At 63.5% G+C, this 21302-nt stretch carries 21 protein-coding genes; 9 read left to right on the top strand and 12 right to left on the bottom strand.

Going from position 1 to position 21302, the window contains the following annotated elements:
• Nucleotides 1–40 precede the first annotated feature (40 nt).
• Nucleotides 41–1708, bottom strand: coding sequence for a putative bifunctional diguanylate cyclase/phosphodiesterase (locus tag TZ03_RS05625; protein WP_051096370.1), 1668 nt, complete (start codon nt 1706–1708; stop codon nt 41–43).
• 296 nt (nt 1709–2004) lie between these two features.
• Here TZ03_RS05625 and rep point away from each other — a divergent pair, with 296 nt between their 5' ends.
• Complete coding sequence (rep, locus tag TZ03_RS05630) at nt 2005–4014, top strand: DNA helicase Rep (protein ID WP_051096372.1); 2010 nt, start codon at nt 2005–2007, stop codon at nt 4012–4014.
• A 64-nt stretch (nt 4015–4078) separates the two neighbouring features.
• Nucleotides 4079–4651 (top strand): xanthine phosphoribosyltransferase, encoded by a 573-nt coding sequence (locus TZ03_RS05635; protein ID WP_051096374.1) that lies wholly within the window; start codon nt 4079–4081, stop codon nt 4649–4651.
• Between the two features lie 110 nt (nt 4652–4761).
• Here the strand turns inward: TZ03_RS05635 and TZ03_RS05640 are convergent, their stop codons facing one another.
• From TZ03_RS05640 to dadA, 5 genes are all read right to left on the bottom strand, one after another.
• Nucleotides 4762–6621 carry an acetyl-CoA hydrolase/transferase C-terminal domain-containing protein gene (locus TZ03_RS05640; protein ID WP_051096376.1) on the bottom strand — a complete coding sequence of 620 codons (1860 nt, stop codon included), beginning with the start codon at nt 6619–6621 and terminating at the stop codon, nt 4762–4764.
• 226 nt (nt 6622–6847) lie between these two features.
• Entirely contained in the window at nt 6848–7252 is a 405-nt protein-coding gene (locus TZ03_RS05645; protein WP_051096549.1) for a c-type cytochrome, read from the bottom strand.
• A gap of 154 nt (nt 7253–7406) precedes the next feature.
• On the bottom strand, nt 7407–7955 hold the full coding sequence (locus TZ03_RS05650) for a cupin domain-containing protein (RefSeq protein ID WP_012274808.1): 549 nt from the start codon (nt 7953–7955) through the stop codon (nt 7407–7409).
• A 109-nt stretch (nt 7956–8064) separates the two neighbouring features.
• Nucleotides 8065–9138, bottom strand: coding sequence for an alanine racemase (gene alr / locus TZ03_RS05655; RefSeq protein WP_051096378.1), 1074 nt, complete (start codon nt 9136–9138; stop codon nt 8065–8067).
• Nucleotides 9139–9284: 146 nt separating this feature from the next.
• Nucleotides 9285–10589 carry a D-amino acid dehydrogenase gene (gene dadA / locus TZ03_RS05660; RefSeq protein WP_051096380.1) on the bottom strand — a complete coding sequence of 435 codons (1305 nt, stop codon included), beginning with the start codon at nt 10587–10589 and terminating at the stop codon, nt 9285–9287.
• Nucleotides 10590–10745: 156 nt separating this feature from the next.
• Here dadA and dadR point away from each other — a divergent pair, with 156 nt between their 5' ends.
• Complete coding sequence (dadR, locus tag TZ03_RS05665; RefSeq protein ID WP_003258963.1) at nt 10746–11234, top strand: transcriptional regulator DadR; 489 nt, start codon at nt 10746–10748, stop codon at nt 11232–11234.
• A gap of 2 nt (nt 11235–11236) precedes the next feature.
• On the opposite strand, the gene TZ03_RS05670 is transcribed toward dadR, so the two are convergent.
• Nucleotides 11237–11590, bottom strand: a complete 354-nt coding sequence (locus TZ03_RS05670; protein ID WP_051096382.1) for a YkgJ family cysteine cluster protein — start codon at nt 11588–11590, stop codon at nt 11237–11239.
• Nucleotides 11591–11785: 195 nt separating this feature from the next.
• Here TZ03_RS05670 and TZ03_RS05675 point away from each other — a divergent pair, with 195 nt between their 5' ends.
• On the top strand, nt 11786–13078 hold the full coding sequence (locus TZ03_RS05675) for an NAD(P)/FAD-dependent oxidoreductase (protein ID WP_051096384.1): 1293 nt from the start codon (nt 11786–11788) through the stop codon (nt 13076–13078).
• 134 nt (nt 13079–13212) lie between these two features.
• On the opposite strand, the gene TZ03_RS05680 is transcribed toward TZ03_RS05675, so the two are convergent.
• Nucleotides 13213–13443 (bottom strand): DUF1127 domain-containing protein, encoded by a 231-nt coding sequence (locus TZ03_RS05680; protein WP_051096386.1) that lies wholly within the window; start codon nt 13441–13443, stop codon nt 13213–13215.
• Between the two features lie 177 nt (nt 13444–13620).
• On the opposite strand from TZ03_RS05680, the gene TZ03_RS05685 reads away from it, so the two are divergent.
• Together TZ03_RS05685 and TZ03_RS05690 are read left to right on the top strand one after the other, a co-directional pair.
• Nucleotides 13621–15051, top strand: a complete 1431-nt coding sequence (locus tag TZ03_RS05685) for a PLP-dependent aminotransferase family protein (protein WP_177328440.1) — start codon at nt 13621–13623, stop codon at nt 15049–15051.
• 61 nt (nt 15052–15112) lie between these two features.
• Nucleotides 15113–16666, top strand: coding sequence for a phospholipase D family protein (locus TZ03_RS05690; protein ID WP_051096391.1), 1554 nt, complete (start codon nt 15113–15115; stop codon nt 16664–16666).
• Nucleotides 16667–16784: 118 nt separating this feature from the next.
• Here the strand turns inward: TZ03_RS05690 and TZ03_RS05695 are convergent, their stop codons facing one another.
• Complete coding sequence (locus TZ03_RS05695; RefSeq protein ID WP_051096393.1) at nt 16785–17924, bottom strand: MFS transporter; 1140 nt, start codon at nt 17922–17924, stop codon at nt 16785–16787.
• Nucleotides 17925–18034: 110 nt separating this feature from the next.
• The gene (locus TZ03_RS05700) at nt 18035–19528 is read right to left on the bottom strand and encodes an aldehyde dehydrogenase (RefSeq protein WP_003253510.1); all 1494 of its coding nucleotides are present in this window, start codon (nt 19526–19528) and stop codon (nt 18035–18037) included.
• A gap of 196 nt (nt 19529–19724) precedes the next feature.
• Between TZ03_RS05700 and TZ03_RS05705 the strand changes: the two genes are divergently transcribed.
• The 3 genes from TZ03_RS05705 (at nt 19725) to TZ03_RS05715 (ending at nt 20734) form a co-directional block, all read left to right on the top strand.
• Nucleotides 19725–20084: a cupin domain-containing protein gene (locus TZ03_RS05705; RefSeq protein ID WP_051096395.1), complete on the top strand. Its 360-nt coding sequence runs from the start codon at nt 19725–19727 to the stop codon at nt 20082–20084.
• A gap of 91 nt (nt 20085–20175) precedes the next feature.
• Nucleotides 20176–20376: a hypothetical protein gene (locus TZ03_RS05710; RefSeq protein WP_051096397.1), complete on the top strand. Its 201-nt coding sequence runs from the start codon at nt 20176–20178 to the stop codon at nt 20374–20376.
• Nucleotides 20377–20530: 154 nt separating this feature from the next.
• Nucleotides 20531–20734: a hypothetical protein gene (locus tag TZ03_RS05715; RefSeq protein WP_051096398.1), complete on the top strand. Its 204-nt coding sequence runs from the start codon at nt 20531–20533 to the stop codon at nt 20732–20734.
• Nucleotides 20735–20816: 82 nt separating this feature from the next.
• On the opposite strand, the gene rpmG is transcribed toward TZ03_RS05715, so the two are convergent.
• On the bottom strand, nt 20817–20972 hold the full coding sequence (gene rpmG / locus TZ03_RS05720; RefSeq protein WP_003253507.1) for a 50S ribosomal protein L33: 156 nt from the start codon (nt 20970–20972) through the stop codon (nt 20817–20819).
• An 11-nt stretch (nt 20973–20983) separates the two neighbouring features.
• Nucleotides 20984–21220: a 50S ribosomal protein L28 gene (gene rpmB / locus TZ03_RS05725; RefSeq protein WP_003253504.1), complete on the bottom strand. Its 237-nt coding sequence runs from the start codon at nt 21218–21220 to the stop codon at nt 20984–20986.
• Nucleotides 21221–21302: the final 82 nt, after the last annotated feature.

Consider the following 21302-nt stretch of genomic DNA (forward strand, 5'->3'; position numbering starts at 1 on the left):
CGCGCAACCCTGTGGGAGCGGGTTTACCCGCGAAAGGGCCTTAAAGGACAGCACCCAACTGACGGCCAGGCACCTTCAGCAAAAAATCGATCAACTCCTCCACTGGCAACGGCTTGCTGACCAGAAACCCCTGCACCTGGTCACAACCAAACCCACGCAACAGGTCCAGCTGTTCTTCACTCTCCACCCCTTCAGCCACCACTTCGAGGTTGAGGTTGTGCGCCAGGTTGATCATGGCGTGCACCAGCTTGCGGTTCTCTTCGCGCATTTCCATTTCCGCAACGAAGCTGCGGTCCACCTTGAGCAAGGTGATCGGCAGGCTGTTGAGGTGCACGAACGAAGAAAACCCGGTGCCAAAGTCATCGAGCGAGAAGCGCACGCCCAACCGGCCCAGTGCATCCATGGTCTGGCGCACCAGCTCGTTGCGGCGCATCACCGCCGTTTCGGTCAGTTCGAACTCCAGCCAGCGGGCATCCACGCCGTGCTCGAGGATCAGGCGGCTCAAGGTGGCCAGCAACTGGCTGTCCTGGAACTGGCGGAAACTCAGGTTGACCGCCATATGCAGCGGCTCCAGCCCCCGCTCGCACAGCACCTGCATGTCGCGCAGGGCCCGGGAAATCACCCAGTAGCCCAGCGGCACGATCAGGCCGCTCTGCTCCGCCAGCGGCACGAACTCGCTGGGCGGCAACAGGCCACGCTCGGCATGACGCCAGCGCACCAGGGCCTCGAGGCCGACGATGCGCCCGTCGGCCAGGTTCAGCCGTGGCTGGTAGTGCAGCTCCAGCTCGTCGCGGCGCAGGGCGCGGCGCAGCTCGCTTTCCAGGTCGGCAAGGCTGCGGGCATTGCGGTTGATGCGCTCATTGAAGACATGGAAGGTACAGCCCTGGATGCCCTTGGCCTGGCGCATGGCGATGTGTGCGTGCCACATCAGCGGGTCGGCGCCGCCCTGGGCACGGGCATGGGCCAGGCCCAGGCTGCAACCCAGCAGCAGGCTTTCGCCGTCGATCCAGTAGGGTTCGGCCAGGGCCTCGACGATGCGTTCGGCAATCCATTCGGCGCGGTTGGGGTCGCGGCGGGTGTCGATCAGCAGGGCGAACTCATCGCTGCCCAGGCGCGCCAGCTGGTCGCCAGCCTCCAGCTGATGCTTCAGGCGCGCCACCACCTGCAGGATCAGGCGGTCGCCGCTCTGGTGGCCGAGGGCATCGTTGACATGGCGGAAGTTGTCCAGGTCCAGGTGGCCGAGGGCAACGCCACGGCCGTCGTTCTCGGCCAGGCGCGCGGTCAACAAAGCCTGGAAGCCTTGGCGGTTGGCGATGCCGGTCAGCGGGTCCTGCTCGGCCAGGCGCTGCAAGGTGGCCACCAGCACGCCGCGCTCGCGCACATGGCGCAGCGAGCGGCGCAAGCTGTCGGTATTGAGCTGGTCACGCACCAGCCAGTCGCTGACGGCGCTGGGCGCCACCTCGGGCTCACGGTCGAGCAGCAGGATGGTCGGCAGCTCGCAGCGCCCGGGTACCGGCTGCAGGGCCGGGGTTGCCAGGACCACGGCATGGCGGTCATGGCTGAACAGGCTGTCGACCGCCTCCCAGTTCGGCGCGGTCAGCAGCACGGCGCTGCCGCCCAGGGCAGGCATGCACGCGTGCAACAAGGCGGCCCATTCCGGCTCATCGGCCAACAGCAGCAAACGCAATGGTTCGACAGGCGTGGACAAGCGGGCTCCTTAGGGCTTCACGGTGCAACGATAACTGCCAGGTATGCTACTGCATTTAATGAAAATGATTTTCAATTTTATACATGTTTTCACGGGCGTAGCATCCCGACGTATTTTGTCGTGCATCCTGCGCGAAACGAGACGAACCGGCAAATATGATTTTTTCAGCTACTAGGATTAGTGGCACTAATAGTGGGACGGACAAAAGTCTGACTCAGACGTCAGACGGTCGCGCCACAACCGCCCCATGCCTGTTAGAATGCGCGGCTATTTTCTGGCGACCCCCGGTTTCTAGCATGTCCCGACTCAATCCCCGGCAGCAGGAAGCCCGTGACTATGTCGGCGGCCCTCTTTTGGTGCTCGCCGGTGCAGGCTCGGGCAAGACCAGCGTGATCACGCGCAAGATTGCCCACCTGATCCAGAACTGCGGTATCCGTGCCCAGTACATCGTGGCGATGACCTTCACCAACAAGGCCGCACGCGAGATGAAGGAACGGGTCGGTACCCTGCTGCGTCCGGGGGAAGGTCGTGGCCTGACGGTGTGCACGTTCCACAACCTGGGCCTGAACATCATTCGCAAGGAACACGAGCGCCTGGGCTACAAGCCGGGCTTCTCGATCTTCGACGAGTCCGACATCAAGGCGCTGCTGTCGGACATCATGCAGAAGGAATATTCCGGCGACGACGGCATCGACGAGATCAAGAACATGATCGGTGCCTGGAAGAACGACCTGATCCTGCCGCCAGAAGCCCTGGAAAATGCGCGCAACCCGCGCGAGCAGACCGCCGCCATCGTCTACACCCACTACCAGCGCACGCTCAAGGCGTTCAACGCAGTGGACTTCGACGACCTGATCCTGCTGCCGGTCAAGCTGTTCCAGGAGCACCCCGATGTGCTCGAACGCTGGCAGAACCGCGTGCGCTACCTGCTGGTGGACGAATACCAGGACACCAACGCCAGCCAGTACCTGCTGGTGAAGATGCTGATCGGCATGCGCAACCAGTTCACCGTGGTGGGCGACGACGACCAGTCGATCTACGCCTGGCGCGGCGCCCGTCCAGAGAACCTGATGCTGCTCAAGGAGGACTACCCCTCCCTGAAAGTGGTCATGCTGGAGCAGAACTACCGCTCCACCAGCCGCATCCTGCGCTGCGCCAACGTGCTGATCGCCAACAACCCGCACGCGTTCGAGAAGCAGCTGTGGAGCGAGATGGGCGTGGGCGACGAGATCCGCGTGATCCGCTGCAAGAACGAGGAAGCCGAGGCCGAACGCGTGGCCATGGAAATCCTCACCCTGCACCTGCGCACCAACCGCCCGTACAGCGACTTCGCCATCCTCTACCGTGGCAACTACCAGGCCAAGCTGATCGAACTGAAGCTGCAGCACCACCAGGTGCCGTATCGCCTGTCAGGCGGCAACAGCTTCTTCGGCCGCCAGGAGGTCAAGGACCTGATGGCCTACCTGCGCCTGCTGGTGAACCCGGACGATGACAACGCCTACCTGCGGGTAATCAACGTACCGCGCCGCGAGATCGGCTCCACCACCCTGGAAAAGCTCGGCAACTACGCCACCGAGCGTGGCATCTCGATGTACGCCGCCAGCGAGGAGCTGGGCTTGGGCGAACACCTTGATGCCCGCTACACCGAGCGTTTGCAGCGCTTCAAGCACTGGCTGGACGGGGTACGCCACAAGGTCGCCCTGGAAGACCCGATCGCCGCGCTGCACGAGATGATCCGCGACATCGACTACGAGAACTGGATCCGCCAGCAGACCGCCAGCGACAAGGCGGCCGAGTTCCGCATCAGCAACGTCTGGTTCCTGGTCGAAGCGCTGAAGAACACCCTCGAGAAGGACGAAGAGGGTGACATGACCATCGAGGACGCGATCGGCAAGCTGGTGTTGCGCGACATGCTCGAGCGCCAGCAGGAAGAAGAAGAGAACGCCGAAGGTGTGCAGATGATGACCCTGCACGCCTCCAAGGGCCTGGAATTCCCCTACGTGTTCATCATGGGCATGGAAGAGGAAATCCTCCCGCACCGCTCCAGCATCGAGGCCGACACCATCGAAGAGGAACGCCGCCTGGCCTACGTGGGTATCACCCGCGCACGCCAGACCCTGGCCTTCACCTTCGCCGCCAAGCGCAAGCAGTACGGTGAAATCATCGACTGCACGCCCAGCCGGTTCCTCGACGAACTGCCACCGGACGACCTGGCCTGGGAAGGCCTGGACGATGCGCCGGTCGAGGTCAAGGCCGCACGCGGCAACAATGCCCTGGCCGATATCCGGGCAATGCTCAAACGCTGATCAACCATTACTCTTTAATATTGCCGCCTCCAGCGGCCACATTTGTTTCATCGAGGAAATCACAGTGGAAGCACTGCATCAGAAGATTCGCGAAGAAGGCATCGTGCTTTCCGACCAGGTTCTCAAAGTCGACGCGTTTCTCAACCACCAGATCGACCCGGCGCTGATGCAATTGATCGGTGACGAGTTCGCCCGCCTGTTCGAAGGTGCCGGCGTGACCAAGATCGTCACCATCGAAGCTTCGGGCATTGCCCCGGCGGTGATGACTGGCCTGAAGCTGGGCGTGCCGGTGATTTTCGCCCGCAAGCACCAGTCGCTGACCCTGACCGAGAACCTGCTGACCGCCTCGGTGTACTCCTTCACCAAGCAGACCGAGAACACCGTGGCCATCTCGCCGCGCCACCTCAACAGCAGCGACCGCGTGCTGGTGATCGACGACTTCCTGGCCAACGGCAAGGCGTCGCAGGCGCTGATCTCGATCATCAAGCAAGCCGGCGCCACCGTGGCCGGCCTAGGCATCGTCATCGAGAAGTCGTTCCAGGGCGGCCGTGCCGAGCTGGACAGCCAGGGCTACCGCGTTGAATCGCTAGCCCGGGTGAAGTCGCTGGAAGGTGGTGTGGTCACTTTCATCGAGTAATCGCGGCGCCTGCTTCGCGGGCACGCCCGCTCCCACAGGACCAACACAGATCTTAAGAACTGTGCAGTACCTGTGGGAGCGGGCGTGCCCGCGAATGGCCTCAACCCTCTCTATCTGGTTGCCGCCAACCCCGCCAGCAACAGCCGCTGGTAAAGCTCTTCCTTCAGCCCCTGCAGCTGCTCCAGCCCCATCCGCGCCAGATGCCGCTCATACCCCTCCGGCCCCGGCGCATCCAGCGCAGCCTTGCCCAGTTCCAGCACCTCGCTCAGCTTGAACTTGCTCTTCAACCAGTTCAGCGCCCGCAACAAGTCCCGCTCTTCAGCCGTGAAGTCGGTCCCCAGCGGATACTCCGGGAACAACCGCGCATGCTGTGCCCTGATCGCCTCCAGCCGCTGCGGCGTGTTGTCGGCAAAGCGCGCATCCAGCTGAAAGTCCCTGGCCAGTTTGCCGGCACTCTTGGCCTGCTCGATCAGCCCCTGCTGGAACCGTGAATCACACACCGCCAGCAACCGCGCAATCACCTCGCTGTCGGTTTGCCCGCGCAGGTCGGCAATGCCGTACTCGGTCACCACGATATCGCGCAGGTGCCGGGGGATGGTGCAGTGGCCATAGTTCCACAACAGGTTCGAGGTCACCTCCCCGCCCGCCTCGCGCCAGCTGCGCAACAGCAGGATCGAGCGCCCGCCCTCCAGGGCATGGCCCTGGGCGACGAAGTTGTACTGCCCACCCACGCCACTGAGCACCCGGCCATCCTCCAACTGGTCGGCCACCCCGGCGCCAAGCAGGGTCATCCCGAACGCGGTGTTGATGAAACGCGCATCGCGGCGCTGGCGGCGCTTTAGCGCCTCTTGCCCGTACAGTTCGTTGACGAAGCTGATACGGGTCATGGCAAACCGTGCGCGCTGCTCCAGCGGCATGTCGCGCAGGCGTTGGTAGAACGCCTGGGGGCCGAGGAAAAAGCCGCCATGCAATACCGCCCCCTGCTCATCCGCCGGGCGCCGTAGCAGGCCCGCCTCGGCCAGCACCAGCAAGCCGTTGACGAACATCTCGCTGCAGCCGTACAGGCCCTGGGCGAAGGTACCCAGCCCCCCTTCCCGGTCGATCAGCGCCTGCCACGGGCCGACATCCAGCGCATCGAGCACGGCTCGGTAGCCGACGTTGTCGTCCTGGCGCGCCAACAGCGCGGAGGCGACCGCATCCCCCATGGCGCCGATGCCAATCTGCAGGGTGCCGCCATCACGCACCAGGCTGCTGGCGTGCAGGCCGATGCAGTGGTCCTGGATGCTGACCGGCATGTTCGGTGTGGAAAACAGCCGGCGTTGCTCGGCCTCATCGAGCAGCAGGTCGAAGGCATCGATGGGCAGCTCGGCGTCGCCTGGCATGTAAGGTAGTTCGGCGTGCACCTGGCCAAGCATGAGGATGGTTTCGCCAGCGGCGCGGCGCTTGGCGATCATCGGCAGCAGGTCGAGGGTGATGTCGGGGTTGCAGGCCAGGCTCAGGTGGACGGGCCTCTCCGGCGTGGCGGCCACCAGTTGGGCGATCAGGTTCAGGCCCTTGGCGTTGATGTCACGTGCGGCGTGGCTGTAGTTGCTGCTGACGTAGTCCTGCTGGGCCGATGCGCTGTGCAGCAGGCTGCCGGGCTGCATGAAGAACTGTTCGACGTGGATGTTCGGCGGCAGGCTGTCGTTGCGCAGGTCGGCGAGGTAGCTGAGCTCTTCATAGTCGGCGAAGACGCGTTCGACGAAGGGTTCGAGAAAGCGCCGCTGCAGGCCATCGCCCAGTGGTGGGCGGCCGAGGGACAGTGCGGTGTAGATGGTCAGTTGCCGTTCGGGCAAGTCGCGTACGCGGGCGTACAAGGCGTTGACGAAGGCGTTAGGCTTGCCCAGGCCCAGCGGCAGGCCCATGTGAATGTGGGCTGGCAGGCGCGCCAGGACTTGCTCGACGGCCTGGTCGATGGAGCAGAGGTGCATTGGGGCCTCCTGAGTCATCCATGGGTTCAGGGGTTGGACATGGGGCTGGCGGGTTGGTTGCCTGTGCCGGCCCTATCGCCGGCAAGCCGGCTCCCACAGGTACACCACAAGGCTTGAAGGCTGTGGCTATCCTGTGGGAGCTGGCTTGCCGGCGATAGGGCCGGCACAGGCAGCAAAAAAACAAAGCCCGCCATCAACGGCGGGCCTCATGCAATTCAGCTGTGGCTCACAGCCCGGACATCTTCTTGATCGCCCCTTTCAGGTCTTCATCCGAGCAGTCCGCACAGGTACCCTTCGGTGGCATGGCATTGATGCCGGTGATGGCCTTGGCCAGGATGCCATCCAGGCCGCCTTGGTGGTCGGCACGTTCCTTCCACGCCGCGGTATCGCCAATCTTCGGCGCACCGAGCAAGCCCGTGCCATGGCAGGCATTGCAGTGCTTGGCGATGATGTCATCCGGTGTCTTGGCCCCCCCGCCACCCGCTGCGGCGGCCACTTCCATGCCTTTGCACTCCTGGCCCTGGACGCACACCTGGCCTACCGGCTCCAGGCGCTTGGCGATGTCATCGTTGGTCGCAGCGGTTGCGCTCATTGCCCAGAGGGCGAATACGGCTGCTGGTACGGCCAGCATCTTCTTGATTTGGTTCACGCGAACACCCTCATGGTGGCTAATCACGCTCGCGGCCACGGATCGGCGAGCGTTGAAAAGTATAGCGGGAACCCGGAAGCCGTGAAACGACCCTACACAGGAAAGGGGTATTGCCGAATCAATGCACTGCGCTGGATCAAAAGTTTGAAGGCGTCGCCGCACTGATCAGTCGCGCGGGCTGGTCGAACGGGTTGCGGAAACGGTGCGGGCGGGTGCTTTCGAAGTAGTAGCTGTCGCCTTCTTCGAGGATGAAGATCTCATTGCCCACCACCAGTTCCAAGCGGCCTTCGAGCAGGATGCCGGTTTCTTCGCCGTCATGGGTGAGCATCTCCGCGCCGGTATCGGCACCCGGTGGGTACACCTCGGTGAGAAACGCGATGGCACGGTTGGGGTGCGACTTGCCGACCAGCTTCATGGTCACCGCACCGTCCGAGATGTCGATCAGCTCATGGGCCTTGTAGACGATCTGCGTCGGGCTTTCAGGTTCCAGCTCGACCGAGAAGAACTCGACCATGGACATGGGAATGCCGCTCAGCACCTTGCGCAGCGAGCTGATCGACGGGCTCACGCTGTTCTTCTCGATCATCGAGATAGTGCTGTTGGTCACGCCGGCACGCTTGGCGAGTTCACGCTGGGACAGGCCCTTGAGCTTGCGGATGGCTTGCAGTCGTTCGCCGACGTCCAAAGCTGGAGCCTCCTGAAACGGTGGGAAAGGGGGTGGATGTGAACGATATCATGGCAATGCCGTTCAGTATTTACAACACACCGCCCCTCAACCTGTCCGCTTCAGCGTGTCATTCGCCGCAGTAGTCCCGCGGTACCCGCTTCAGGTTGCAGAAGATCTGGTAGGGAATGGTGCCCGCGTGGGCAGCCACGTCGCTGGCCAGCACCTGCTTGCCCCACAGTTCGACCGGGCTGCCGACGGTGGCGTGCGGCACGTCGGTCAGGTCGATGCTGAGCATGTCCATCGACACCCGGCCGATCAGTTGGGTGCGCTGGCCGGCGACCAGCACCGGGGTGCCGTTGGGCGCTTGCCGCGGGTAGCCATCGGCATAGCCCATGGCGACCACGCCAACGCGGGTTGGCCGTGGGCTGACGAACTTGGCGCCGTAGCCCACCGGTTCGCCGGCAGGCAACTCACGTATGCCGATCACCCGCGATTGCAGGGTCATCACCGGTTGCAGGCGTTGGGCTTCAGCCTGGGCCACTTCGAACGGCGTGGCGCCGTACAGCATCAGGCCTGGGCGCACCCAGTCGCTGGGCGCCTGTGGCCAACCCAGGACACCAGGCGAGTTACGCAGGCTGCACTCGGCGGCCAGGCCCTGACGGGCGGCATCGAACACGGCGATCTGCTGGGCGGTGGCGTCGGCATCCAGCTCGTCGGCACGGGCGAAGTGGCTCATCAGCACGATGCGCACGACCTTGCCGCTGGCCAGCAGGCGCCGGTAGGCATCGTGGTAATCCTTGGGGTGCAGGCCGACGCGGTGCATGCCGCTGTCGAGCTTGAGCCAGACGGTGAGCGGCTTGTGCAGCTGGGCCTGTTCGATCGCTTCCAGCTGCCACAGCGAGTGCACCACGCACCACAGGTCGTGCTCGGCGATCAGTGCCAACTCGCTGGCTTCGAAGAAGCCTTCCAGCAGCAGCACCGGGGCCTTGATACCGGCGGCGCGCAGCTCCAGTGCCTCTTCGATGCAGGCCACGGCAAAGCCGTCGGCTTCGGCCTCCAAGGCCAGGGCGCAGCGCACGGCGCCATGGCCGTAGGCATCGGCCTTGATCACGGCGAGGGCTTTGGCACCGGTCAGTTCACGGGCCAGACGGTAGTTGTGGCGCAGGGCCTGGAGGTCGATCAGGGCGCGGGCGGGACGCATGGCGGCTGCCTTATGGTGGTTCGGGTTGAAATCGGTGTTGGATTTTTCGCGGGCTTGCCCGCTCCCACAGGTACTGCACAGCTTTCAACAGCTATGGTGTTCCTGTGGGAGCGGGCGAGCCCGCGAAAGGGCCGGCACAGGCGAACTTACTGCTGATGAGCCGGCGCAGCCTGCCCGTGCTTGGCCACTTCCGGGCTGTTGCCATAACGGGAAATGTCCAGGCCTTCGGCACTGATCTGCGGCTTCTTGCGCGCAATCAGGTCGGCCAGCAGGCGACCGGAACCGCACGCCATGGTCCAGCCCAACGTACCGTGACCGGTGTTCAGGAACAGGTTGCGGAACGCTGTGGCACCAACGATCGGGGTACCGTCCGGGGTCGCCGGGCGCAGGCCGGTCCAGAAGCTGGCCTGGCTCAGGTCACCGCCGCGAGGATAAAGGTCGTTGACGATCATCTCCAGCGTTTCGCGCCGACGCGGGTTCAGCGACAGGTCAAAGCCGGCGATTTCAGCCATGCCGCCCACACGGATGCGGTTGTCGAAACGAGTGATCGCGACCTTGTAGGTCTCGTCGAGAATGGTCGAAGTCGGGGCCATGTCGCCGTTGGTGATCGGCACGGTCAGCGAGTAGCCTTTCAACGGGTACACCGGCGCCTTGATGCCCAGCGGCTTGAGCATCTGCGGCGAGTAGCTGCCCAGCGCCAGCACGTAGCGGTCGGCGGTTTCCAACTTGCCGTCGATCCACACGCCGTTGATGCGGTCGCCCGCGAAGTCCAGGCGCTGGATGTCCTGGCCGAAGCGGAACTCCACGCCCAGCTTCACCGCCATGTCAGCCAGCTTGGTAGTGAACAGCTGGCAGTCGCCAGTCTGGTCGTTGGGCAGGCGCAGGGCACCGGCCAGGATGTCTTTCACCCCAGCCAGGGCCGGTTCGACGCGGGCGATGCCGTCGCGGTCGAGCAGCTCGTAAGGCACGCCGGACTGCTCGAGCACGGCAATGTCCTTGGCCGCGGCATCCACCTGAGCCTGGGTACGGAACAGCTGGGTGGTACCCAGGCTGCGGTTTTCGTAGGCGATGCCGGTTTCGGCGCGCAGCTCGTCGAGGCAGTCACGGCTGTACTCGGACAGGCGCACCATGCGCTCCTTGTTCACCGCATAGCGGCTGGCAGTGCAGTTGCGCAGCATCTGCGCCATCCACAGGTACTGGTCGACGTCGCCGGTGAGCTTGATGGCCAGCGGGGCGTGGCGCTCCAGCAGCCACTTGATGGCCTTCAGCGGCACGCCTGGGGCAGCCCAGGGCGAGGCATAGCCGGGCGAGATCTGGCCAGCGTTGGCAAAGCTGGTTTCCATGGCCACCGCCGGCTGGCGGTCGACCACCGTGACTTCGAAACCTTGCCGGGCCAGATAGTAGGCACTGGCGGTTCCGATTACACCACTACCAAGTACCAGAACTCGCATCGTTTTATCCCTCGCACGCGGCGCGCCGCAGACTTTTATTGAAATGGCATGAATGGGCGCAGTATAGGAATTTGAGGGCAGTGCAATTCACTATATAAAAGCCTATTATTGGCGAGAATTCTCGGCGAAATCGCCTTTCACGGAGGGGCATCCCCTATGAGAACCCAGCACCAGAGCAAGCGTGAACTGGACAAGATCGACCGTAACATCCTGCGTATCCTGCAGAATGACGGGCGTATTTCCTTCACCGAACTGGGCGAGAAAGTTGGGCTTTCCACCACCCCTTGCACCGAGCGGGTCCGCCGCCTGGAGCGCGAGGGCATCATCATGGGCTACAACGCCCGACTGAACCCGCAGCACCTCAAGGGCAGCCTGCTGGTGTTCGTGGAAATCAGCCTGGACTACAAGTCGGGCGACACCTTCGAGGAGTTCCGCCGTGCGGTGTTGAAGCTGCCCCACGTGCTGGAATGCCACCTGGTTTCAGGCGACTTCGACTATCTGGTGAAGGCACGTATTTCGGAGATGGCCTCGTACCGCAAGCTGCTTGGCGACATCCTGCTGAAGCTGCCACACGTGCGCGAATCGAAGAGCTACATCGTGATGGAGGAAGTGAAAGAGAGCCTCTGCCTGCCGATCCCGGACTGAGGCTAGACCAGTACCTGGCGGGTGGTGGCGATGAACTGGTGAACGAGCTGCTCGGCGGCAGGGTCGATCATCGGTTCAGGGCCCCGGCCACGGGGGCAGGCCATGCGCGGGGTGGTGCCGAACAGGCGGCAGATCATCGGCCGCTCTTCATACACCGTGCAGCCGTTGGGGGCCAGGTGCACGCAGTCCAGGCGCTCCAGGGCGGCGTCCTGCTCGGCCTGGGACTTGCGCGGCAGGCGGGCCATTTCTTCCGCCGAGGTGGTGACCGGGCCGCAGCAGTCGTGGCAGCCGGGTTCGCACTCGAAGGAGGGGATGAGTTCGCGCAGGAAGTGGATCTTGTGGCGGTTGCAGGACATGGCTGGGTACAAAGCTAAGAGATTGGCTGGATTATAGGCCGATTCGCGGGTAAACCCGCTCCCACAGGTACACCGCTGGTCTCAGCCATTGCACAGATCCTGTGGGAGCTGGCTTGCCGGCGATGGGGCCGGTTGCCCACCCCAGAGCCCCGGCTTATCCTCCTCCCCTAGCCCACCAGCCTCAGGACCGACTCAATGATCCACAGCGCGCAGCACGCCGCCTCCTACTACGCCGCCAGCAGCGCGCCACACCCCGACCACTCCTTCCTGCAAGGCGAACACAGCGCCGATGTATGTATCGTCGGCGGCGGCTACTCAGGCCTGAACACCGCCATCGAACTGGCCGAACGCGGCTTTTCGGTCATCCTACTGGAAGCCCGCAAGCTCGGCTGGGGCGCCAGCGGGCGCAATGGCGGGCAGCTGATCCGCGGTGTCGGCCACGGCCTGGAGCAGTTCCTGCCGGTCATTGGCGAAGAAGGCGTACGCAGCATGAAGCTGATGGGCCTGGAGGCCGTGCAAATCGTCCGCGAACGGGTCGAAAAGCATGCCATCGCCTGCGACCTGACCTGGGGCTACTGCGACCTGGCCAACAAGCCCGCCGAGCTACTGGGCTTTGCCGAAGACGCCGAAGAGCTGCGCAGCCTCGGTTACCAACACGAACTGCGCCTGGTCGGCAAGGACGATATCCACAGTGTGGTCGGCGCCGACTGCTATGTGGGTGGGCTGGTCGACATGGGCTCCGGGCACCTGCATCCGCTCAACCTCGCCCTTGGCGAAGCGGCCGTGGCCAGCAGCCTGGGCGTGAAGCTGTTCGAGCAATCCGAGGTCACCCGCATCGACTACGGCGCCGAAGTGCAGGTGCACACTGCCCAGGGCCGGGTGCGCGCCAAGACCCTGGTGCTGTGCTGCAACGCCTACCACAACGACCTCAACCGCGAGCTGGGCGGCAAGGTGCTACCTGCCGGCAGCTACATCATCGCCACCGAGCCACTGGGTGAAGAACGCGCCCGCGCGCTGTTGCCGCAGAACATGGCGGTGTGCGACCAGCGCGTGGCGCTGGACTACTACCGCCTTTCTGCCGACCAGCGCCTGTTGTTCGGCGGTGCCTGTCACTATTCAGGCCGAGACCCGAAGGACATCGCCGCCTACATGCGGCCGAAGATGCTCAAGGTATTCCCGGAGCTGGCTGACGTGCGCATCGATTACCAGTGGGGCGGCATGATCGGCATCGGCGCCAACCGCCTGCCGCAGGTCGGCCGCCTGGCCAGCCAGCCGAACGTGTATTACGCCCAGGCCTACTCGGGCCATGGGCTCAACGCCACCCACCTGGCCGCGCGCCTGCTGGGCGAAGCCATCAGCGGCCAGGAAAGCGGACGTTTCGACCTGTTCGCCAAGGTGCCACACATCACCTTCCCCGGCGGCAAGCACCTGCGCTCGCCGCTGCTGGCGTTGGGGATGTTGTGGCACAGGCTCAAAGAGCTGATCTAAAAGTCCACACCATCCTTGTGGGAGCGGGTTTACCCGCGAACACCGGCGAAGCCGGTGCCATCCACCGAGGCGCCTGCTTCGCGGGTGAACCCGCTCCCACAGGGATGGTGCAAGCTTCCAATCTGCAGTAAGCCTCAGTCTTTCCAGAAGGGTTTGCGCCCTTCTGTACGGGCCTGCTCCCAGCTCAGCCCGACATCGCGCAACTCGTCATCGGTCAACTGCAACAGCGCCCTGCGGGTATGCCAGCGGTGCAGCATCAGCCCCCAACGCCCCAGTCCCGCCGGCGCATCGAACACCTTGGCCTGCTGCCCGGCTTCCATTTCCTTGGCCAACAGTTGCAAGCGCGCATCGCTCATGCCACCCATCGCCGCATCCTCCATTCAGTTGATACCGTGGAGAAAGCATGCACGTCGGCAGCATCGGCAATACAGATCCAATACAGCCTTATTATTCCCATACAGAATTGGCCGTCGGCCGACTGAATGCTGTATTTTCATGGCAACTGTACCGGTCGCTATGCCATTGCAGCGCAGGAGTATGCCGTGACCCTCTACCTGAACCTCGCCGAACTGCTCGGCACCCGCATCGAGCAGGGCCTCTACCGCCCCGGCCAGCGCCTGCCGTCGGTGCGCGCCCTGAGCGTGGAGCACGGGGTCAGCTTGAGCACCGTGCAGCAGGCCTATCGCATGCTGGAAGACAGCGGCATGGTCTCGCCACGGCCCAAGTCCGGCTACTTCGTCAGCGACCACCGCCAACTACCTGCCCTGCCCGCCGTCAGCCGCCCGGCCCAGCGCCCGGTGGATATCTCGCAATGGGAACAGGTGCTGGAACTGGTGCGCAGCACCCCACGCCAGGACGTGGTCCAGCTCGGCCGTGGCATGCCCGACATCGACAGCCCTACCCTCAAGCCGCTGCTGCGCAGCCTGGCGCAACTGAGCCGGCGGCAAGACATGCCCGGCCTGTACTACGACAATATCCATGGCAACCTGGCCCTGCGCGAGCAGGTGGCCCGGCTGATGCTCGACTCTGGCTGCCGCCTGGGCCCGGCCGACCTGGTGATCACCACCGGCTGCCATGAAGCGCTGTCGTGCAGCATCCGCGCGGTCTGCGAGCCAGGCGACATCGTCGCGGTCGACTCGCCCAGCTTCCACGGTGCCATGCAAACCCTCAAGGGCCTGGGCATGAAAGCGCTGGAGATCCCCACCGACCCGGTCACCGGCATCAGCCTGGAAGCGCTGGAGCTGGCCCTGGAGCAGTGGCCGATCAAGCTCATCCAGATCACCCCCAGCTGCAACAACCCGCTCGGCTACATCATGCCCGAGGCGCGCAAGAAGGCCCTGCTTAGCCTGGCCCAGCGCTATGACGTGGCGATCCTGGAAGACGATGTGTACGGCGACCTGGCCTACACCTACCCGCGTCCGCGCACCCTCAAGTCGTTCGACGACGATGGCCGCGTGCTGCTCTGCAGTTCGTTCTCCAAGACCCTCGCCCCTGGCTTGCGGGTCGGCTGGGTGGCACCCGGGCGCTACCTGGAGCGAGTGCTGCACATGAAGTACATAAGCACCGGCAGCAGCGCCAGCCAGCCGCAACTGGCGATCGCCGACTTCATCGCCGGTGGCCACTACCAGCCCCACGTGCGGCGCATGCGCAGCCAGTACCAGCGTGGCCGCGACCTGATGAGCGCCTGGGTGACCCGCTACTTCCCGGCTGGCACCCGGGTCAGCCGGCCCCAGGGCGGCTTCATGCTGTGGGTGGAATTACCCGAACATTTCGATACGCTGCGGCTGAACCGCGCTTTACTGGAGCAGGACGTACAGGTTGCCGTGGGCAGCATCTTTTCGGCCTCGGGGAAGTTCCGCCACTGTTTGCGCATGAACTTCGCCGCGCGGCCGACGCCGCAGATCGAAGCCGCGGTGCGCAAGGTAGGTGAAACCGCCCTTCGTCTACTGGATGAAGAAAGCGCCGACGCGTAACTTTGCGCCGCCCGCCACGGTCCAACCCCTTGAAGCCTCTGCCGCACAGGACGATCCACTCTTGAGACTCCAGCGAGCCCTGCCTCTGCTGCTGGTGCTGCTGTTCGGCCTTGCCGGCTGTGCCAGCGTCAGCGTGCCCCGCGAAACCAGCCAGGCGCTGCCCGCCAACGACTCGGCCTTCGGCCGCTCGGTGCTGCGCCAGGCCGCGCCCTACGGCGGCCGCTCGGGCTTTCGCCTGCTGCCCAACAGCAATGAAGCGTTCCGCGCCCGCGCCGAACTGATCCGCAACGCCCAGGCCAGCATCGACCTGCAGTACTACATCGTCCACGACGGCCTCAGCACCCGCGCGCTGGTGCATGAACTGCTGCGCGCCGCCGACCGTGGCGTACGCGTGCGCATCCTGCTCGACGACACCACCAGCGACGGCCTGGACACCATCATGGGTACCCTCGATGCCCACCCGAACATCCATATCCGCGTGTTCAACCCGCTGCACCTGGGCCGCAGCACGGGGGTGACGCGCACCGTCGGCCGGCTGTTCAACCTGTCGCGCCAGCACCGACGCATGCACAACAAACTGTTCCTGGTGGACAACAGCATGGCCATCGTCGGCGGGCGCAACCTGGGCGACGAGTATTTCGATGCCGAGCCCAACCTCAACTTCACCGACATCGACCTGCTGGGCGTCGGCCCTGTGGCCGAGCAGCTCGGGCACAGCTTCGACCAGTACTGGAACAGCGCCCTGAGCCGGCCGATTGGCGACTACCTCTGGCACCAGCCGGATGCCGCCGACCTGCGCGCAAGCCGTCACCGCCTGGAAGTGTCCCTGGCCGAGGCGCGGAGCAAGCACAAAGCCCTGTATGACCGCTTGATGGCCTACCAGGCGCAGCCACGCCTGGATGTGTGGCGCAACGAGCTGATCTGGGCTCACGCCCAAGCGCTGTGGGATGCGCCGAGCAAGGTGCTGGCCGACGACGAACCGGATCCGCAGTTGCTCATGACCCAGCAGTTGGCGCCTGACCTGCGCAACCTGAAGCACGAGCTGATTCTGGTGTCAGCTTACTTCGTACCCGGTGAGTCCGGCCTGTTGTACCTGACCCACAGCGCCGACGCGGGCATTTCGGTAAAGCTGTTGACCAACTCGCTGGAAGCCACCGACGTGCCGGCGGTGCACGGTGGCTACGCGCCCTATCGGCGGGCGCTGCTGGAGCATGGCGTGCAGTTGTACGAGCTGCGCCGTCAGCCTGGGGACCCGAGTGCCGGGCGCCTGAGCTACCGGGGTAGCTCCGATTCCAGCCTGCATAGCAAGGCTATCGTGCTCGACCGGCGCAAGACCTTCATTGGCTCGTTCAACTTCGACCCGCGCTCGGTGCTGTGGAACACCGAGGTCGGGATAATGGTGGACAGCCCGGAATTGGCCGAATACACCCGCGAGCTGGCGATACAAGGTATGGCGCCGGCGTTGAGTTACCAGGTGAAGCTGGTGGGCGGCAAACTGGTCTGGGCGACCGAAGACAATGGCCGGCGGCATATGCTGACCTCTGAGCCAGGCGGGATATGGCGCCGGTTCAATGCCTGGATCAGCAAGGCGGTTGGCTTGGAGAAGATGCTGTAGCTGAGGGCCTCATCGCCGGCAAGCCAGCTCCCACAGGTATTGCACATGACTTCAGGTCAATGCAGTCGAGGTGGGAGCTGGCTTGCCTGCGATGGGCCGCAAAGCGGCCCCAGAATCGTCAGGCAGAAGCCGGCTCGAAAGCCCCACGCCGCCGGGTCAACACCACCAACCCTGCAGCCCCGACCGCCATCAGCAACAGCAACGCATGCCCGCTGATCCACTGGCTCCCCGCCCCTGCCAACAACGGCCCGAGCAGGCAGCCAATACCCCACAGCTGCGCCACATGAGCATTGGCGCGCACCAGCTCATCATCGCGGTAGCGTTCTCCGATCAGCACCAGCGACAAGGTGAACAAGCCACCGGCACTGGCGCCGAACAACACCCACAACGGCCAGATCGCCGGCGTATGCAGCAACAGTGGAATCGCCAGGCTAGAAACCAGCAGCGTCACCGCACAACCGGTGAACAGCGCACGCCGCGACATATGGTCGGCCAGCGCGCCAATGGGCAGCTGCAGCACAGCATCGCCGACCACCACGGTACTTACCATGAACAAGGCAATTTCAGTGGTAAAGCCTTGCTGCAGGCAATACACCGGCAGCAACGTCAGAATCATCGCTTCGAACGAGGCAAACAGGGCAATGGCCCAGGCGATAACCGGCAAGCGCCGACAGAAGGCGAACAAGTCGCGGAAGGTGACGCTGCAGGCTTCGGTACTCGGTGCACCGCCACGCCCCAACAGCACCAGCGGCGCAAGCAACAACAGGCCGGTCGCGGCCCAGAAGCCGAAGTCGTCATCCGAGCCGAGAAAGCCCAGCACCAGCGGCCCGGCAAGTTGGCTCAAGGCGTAGCTGCTGCCATACAGCGCCACCAGCCGACCACGCCACTGCTCGACCACCAGTTGGTTGATCCAGCTTTCGCCGAGGATGAACACCACGGTCAGCGACATGCCGATCATCAGGCGTAGCAGCAGCCACAGGGGATAGCTGGGCAGCAGTGCGACCAGGCCGATCGACAACGCCCCACCCCACAGGCACAAGCGCATGGCCGACGGTACCCCGACCCAGCCGGCCAGGCGGCTGGCCAGGCTGGCACCGGCCAGCACACCCAGCGCCGGCATCGCAGCCATTACACCGATGGCGAAGCTGCCGTAGCCCCAGGCCTCCAGGCGCAGCGAGACCAGTGGCATGCTCACGCCCAGCGCAAGGCCGACACTGAGGACCGAGGCCAGTACGGCGAAATAGGTACCCCAACGCATTGCAGCCTCCCAGGCAGTATTTCTAGAGGCCCATTCGCGGGCAAGCCCGCTCCTACAACGGTCGCGAAAACCTGTAGGAGCGGGCTTGCCCGCGAAAAGGACCTACCGGATTACAGCTTGATCCAGGTAGCTTTCAGCTCGGTGTACTTCTCCAGTGCATGCAGCGACTTGTCACGGCCGTTGCCCGACTGCTTGAAGCCACCGAACGGCGCAGTCATGTCGCCGCCGTCGTACTGGTTGACCCAGACGCTGCCGGCGCGCACGGCACGGGCGGTCTTGTGGGCCTTGGAGATGTCCGAGGTCCAGATGCCGGCCGCCAGGCCATACGGCGTGTCGTTGGCAATGGCCACGGCCTCTTCGGCGGTGTCGAAGGCGATCACCGACAGCACTGGGCCGAAGATTTCTTCCTGGGCAATGCGCATGGCGTTGGTCACGCCGTCGAAGATGGTCGGCTCGACATAGGTGCCGCCAGTTTCTTCAAGGGTGCGCTTGCCGCCAGCCAGCAGCTTGGCGCCGTCCTTGTGGCCAGCCTCGATATACGACAGCACGGTGTTCATCTGCTGGGTATCGACCAAGGCACCGACAGTGGTCTGTGGGTCCAGCGGGTTGCCTGGCTTCCAACCTTTCAGGGCCTCGACCACCATCGGCAGGAACTTGTCCTTGATCGAACGCTCGACCAGCAGGCGCGAACCTGCGGTGCACACTTCGCCCTGGTTGAAGGCGATGGCACTGGCAGCAGCCTCAGCGGCAGCTTGCAGGTCCGGGGCGTCGGCGAAGACGATGTTCGGGCTCTTGCCGCCGGCTTCCAGCCAGATGCGCTTCATGTTCGACTCGCCCGCATAAACCATCAGCTGCTTGGCGATCTTGGTCGAACCGGTGAACACCAGGGTGTCGACGTCCATGTGCAGGGCCAGGGCCTTGCCCACGGTATGGCCGTAGCCTGGCAGCACGTTCAGCACGCCAGCCGGGATACCGGCTTCGATCGCCAGCTGGGCGATGCGAATGGCGGTCAGCGGCGATTTTTCCGACGGCTTGAGCACTACCGAGTTACCGGTGGCCAGCGCCGGGCCGAGCTTCCAGCAGGCCATCAGCAGCGGGAAGTTCCACGGGACGATGGCACCGACCACACCCACCGGCTCACGGGTAACCAGGCCAAGCTGGTCGTGCGGGGTCGGGGCGACTTCGTCGTAGACCTTGTCGATGGCTTCGGCGGTCCAGTGAATGGCCTGGGCCGCCCCCGGGATATCGATGCTGGAGGAGTCGCCGATCGGCTTGCCCATGTCCAGGGTTTCCAGCAGCGCCAGCTCTTCGACATTCTTGCGCAGCAGGTCGGCGAAGCGGATCAGCTTGGCCTTGCGCTTGGCCGGGGCCAGTTGCGACCACACGCCGGAGTTGAAGGTGGCGCGGGCGTTTTCCACGGCGCGGTTGGCATCGGCCAGGTCGCAGCTGGCAACCTTGGCCAGGAAGCGTCCGTCGACCGGGCTCAGGCACTCGAAGGTTTCACCGGATGCGGCATCGGTGTATTCGCCGTTGATGAAGGCACGGCCTTCGATCTTCAGTTGCTGGGCACGTTGTTCCCAGTCCGCACGAGTCAGGGTGGTCATACGAAACTCCTCCTCTTGTTTAGGTGCAACGCCGCACTGAGGACTCACAGGCGTTGTCAGAATTCTGGCCGGGCGACGAGCGCACACTGGCAAGCGATACCCTAAACCAGCCCGGGTAAACTATCAATATATTTGACACGAATGGCTCAAAAGCCTACTGATGTGCATTTTATTAAACAACAAAAGGAGCCGCACCATGAGCATCGACAGTATCATCGACTTCGCACAGGCCATCACCGAGGCCGAACGCTACCGCCCGGCGGCGGAAAAAATCCTCAAGGGCGAGCCCGACCAGGCGGTCTACAACCACTATTCCAGCCCGTGCGGGCAGTTTGCCGCTGGCGTGTGGGAAGGTGAGGTGGGCCAGTGGACGGTGAACTACACCGAGCACGAATACTGCGAGATCGTCCAGGGCGTTTCGGTGCTGCGCGACCAGGACGGCGGAGCCAAGACCCTGCGTGCCGGCGATCGGTTCGTCATCCCGGCCGGGTTCAAGGGCACCTGGGAGGTGCTGGAGCCGTGCCGCAAGATCTATGTGATGTTCGAGCAGAAGTAACCACAGAAGTATCTATGTACCGCCAGGTGACGAGCGGTCGGCTGAATCATGGCGGTGTCCAATTCAGGACGCCCAACCAGGAGTGAACAGCATGACCAACGATATCCTCGCCCCCGCACGCCACGTGATCGGTTCGCGCTACGTTGAAAGCGTCAAACCGTACATTCTGGAGCTTACCGGCCTTGCAATTGCCGTGGGCCCGAAAGACATAACGACAATGGACATTCGCACCGATCGCGTCATCATCCAGGCCGATGATGAAGGCGTCATCCAGGGCCTGAGGATCAGTTAAGGTCCCCAGCACCCGAAAAAGCCGCCTCCTTCCTGGAGGCGGTTTTTTTTGCCCATCAATAAGCCATGGGCAGATTTATGCACCACAGGGCCAAGGTGAACTGGCGTGATCATCCTCAACGCCCAATACCGGGCGCCCCAACGAGGAAGTCATCATGGAATACAACCAACCGAAAGCCGTCGACAACATTCAGCACCTTGTCGGTACTCGCTTCGTTGCAAGCGCTGAAGCCTACATGCAGGAAATGACGGGAGCCCAGGATGTTCGCGAGAGGAGACCCACCAGGGAAGCACGTTACTCGATGGTGGAATATGACTTGAAGGACGGCATCATCACCGCTGTGGTCGTCTACCCCTGAGCACCAGGCCTGTCGGTAGAACACCGTCCATAAAAAAACCCGCTTCCTCACGGAAGCGGGTTTTTTTCAGGTCGCCGATCAATTACTTGATCTTGGCTTCCTTGTACACCACGTGCTTGCGAACAACCGGATCGTATTTCTTGATCTCGATTTTGTCCGGAGTGGTGCGCTTGTTCTTGTCGGTGGTGTAGAAGTGGCCGGTACCGGCACTCGAAACCAGACGGATCAATTCACGCATGATGTTCTCCCTTAAACCTTGGCGCCAGCTTTACGGATGTCAACCAGAACGGCGTCGATGCCGCGCTTGTCGATGATACGCATGCCTTTGGCGGAAACGCGCAGACGCACGAAACGCTTCTCGGATTCAACCCAGAAACGGTGGTGCTGCAGGTTCGGCAGGAAACGACGACGGGTTTTGTTGTTTGCGTGGGAAATGTTGTTCCCGGTTACTGGACCCTTACCAGTAACTTGACAGACTCTCGACATGACTCAGCCCTCTAAAACCACATGCCCAACCCGGCATGGGTTGGCCGCTTAATCTCTCAGTCTTTGGCGCCTGGGCGCCGTG

The organism is Pseudomonas sp. 10-1B (genome assembly GCF_000935045.1).
In the GTDB taxonomy this organism is placed as follows: domain Bacteria; phylum Pseudomonadota; class Gammaproteobacteria; order Pseudomonadales; family Pseudomonadaceae; genus Aquipseudomonas.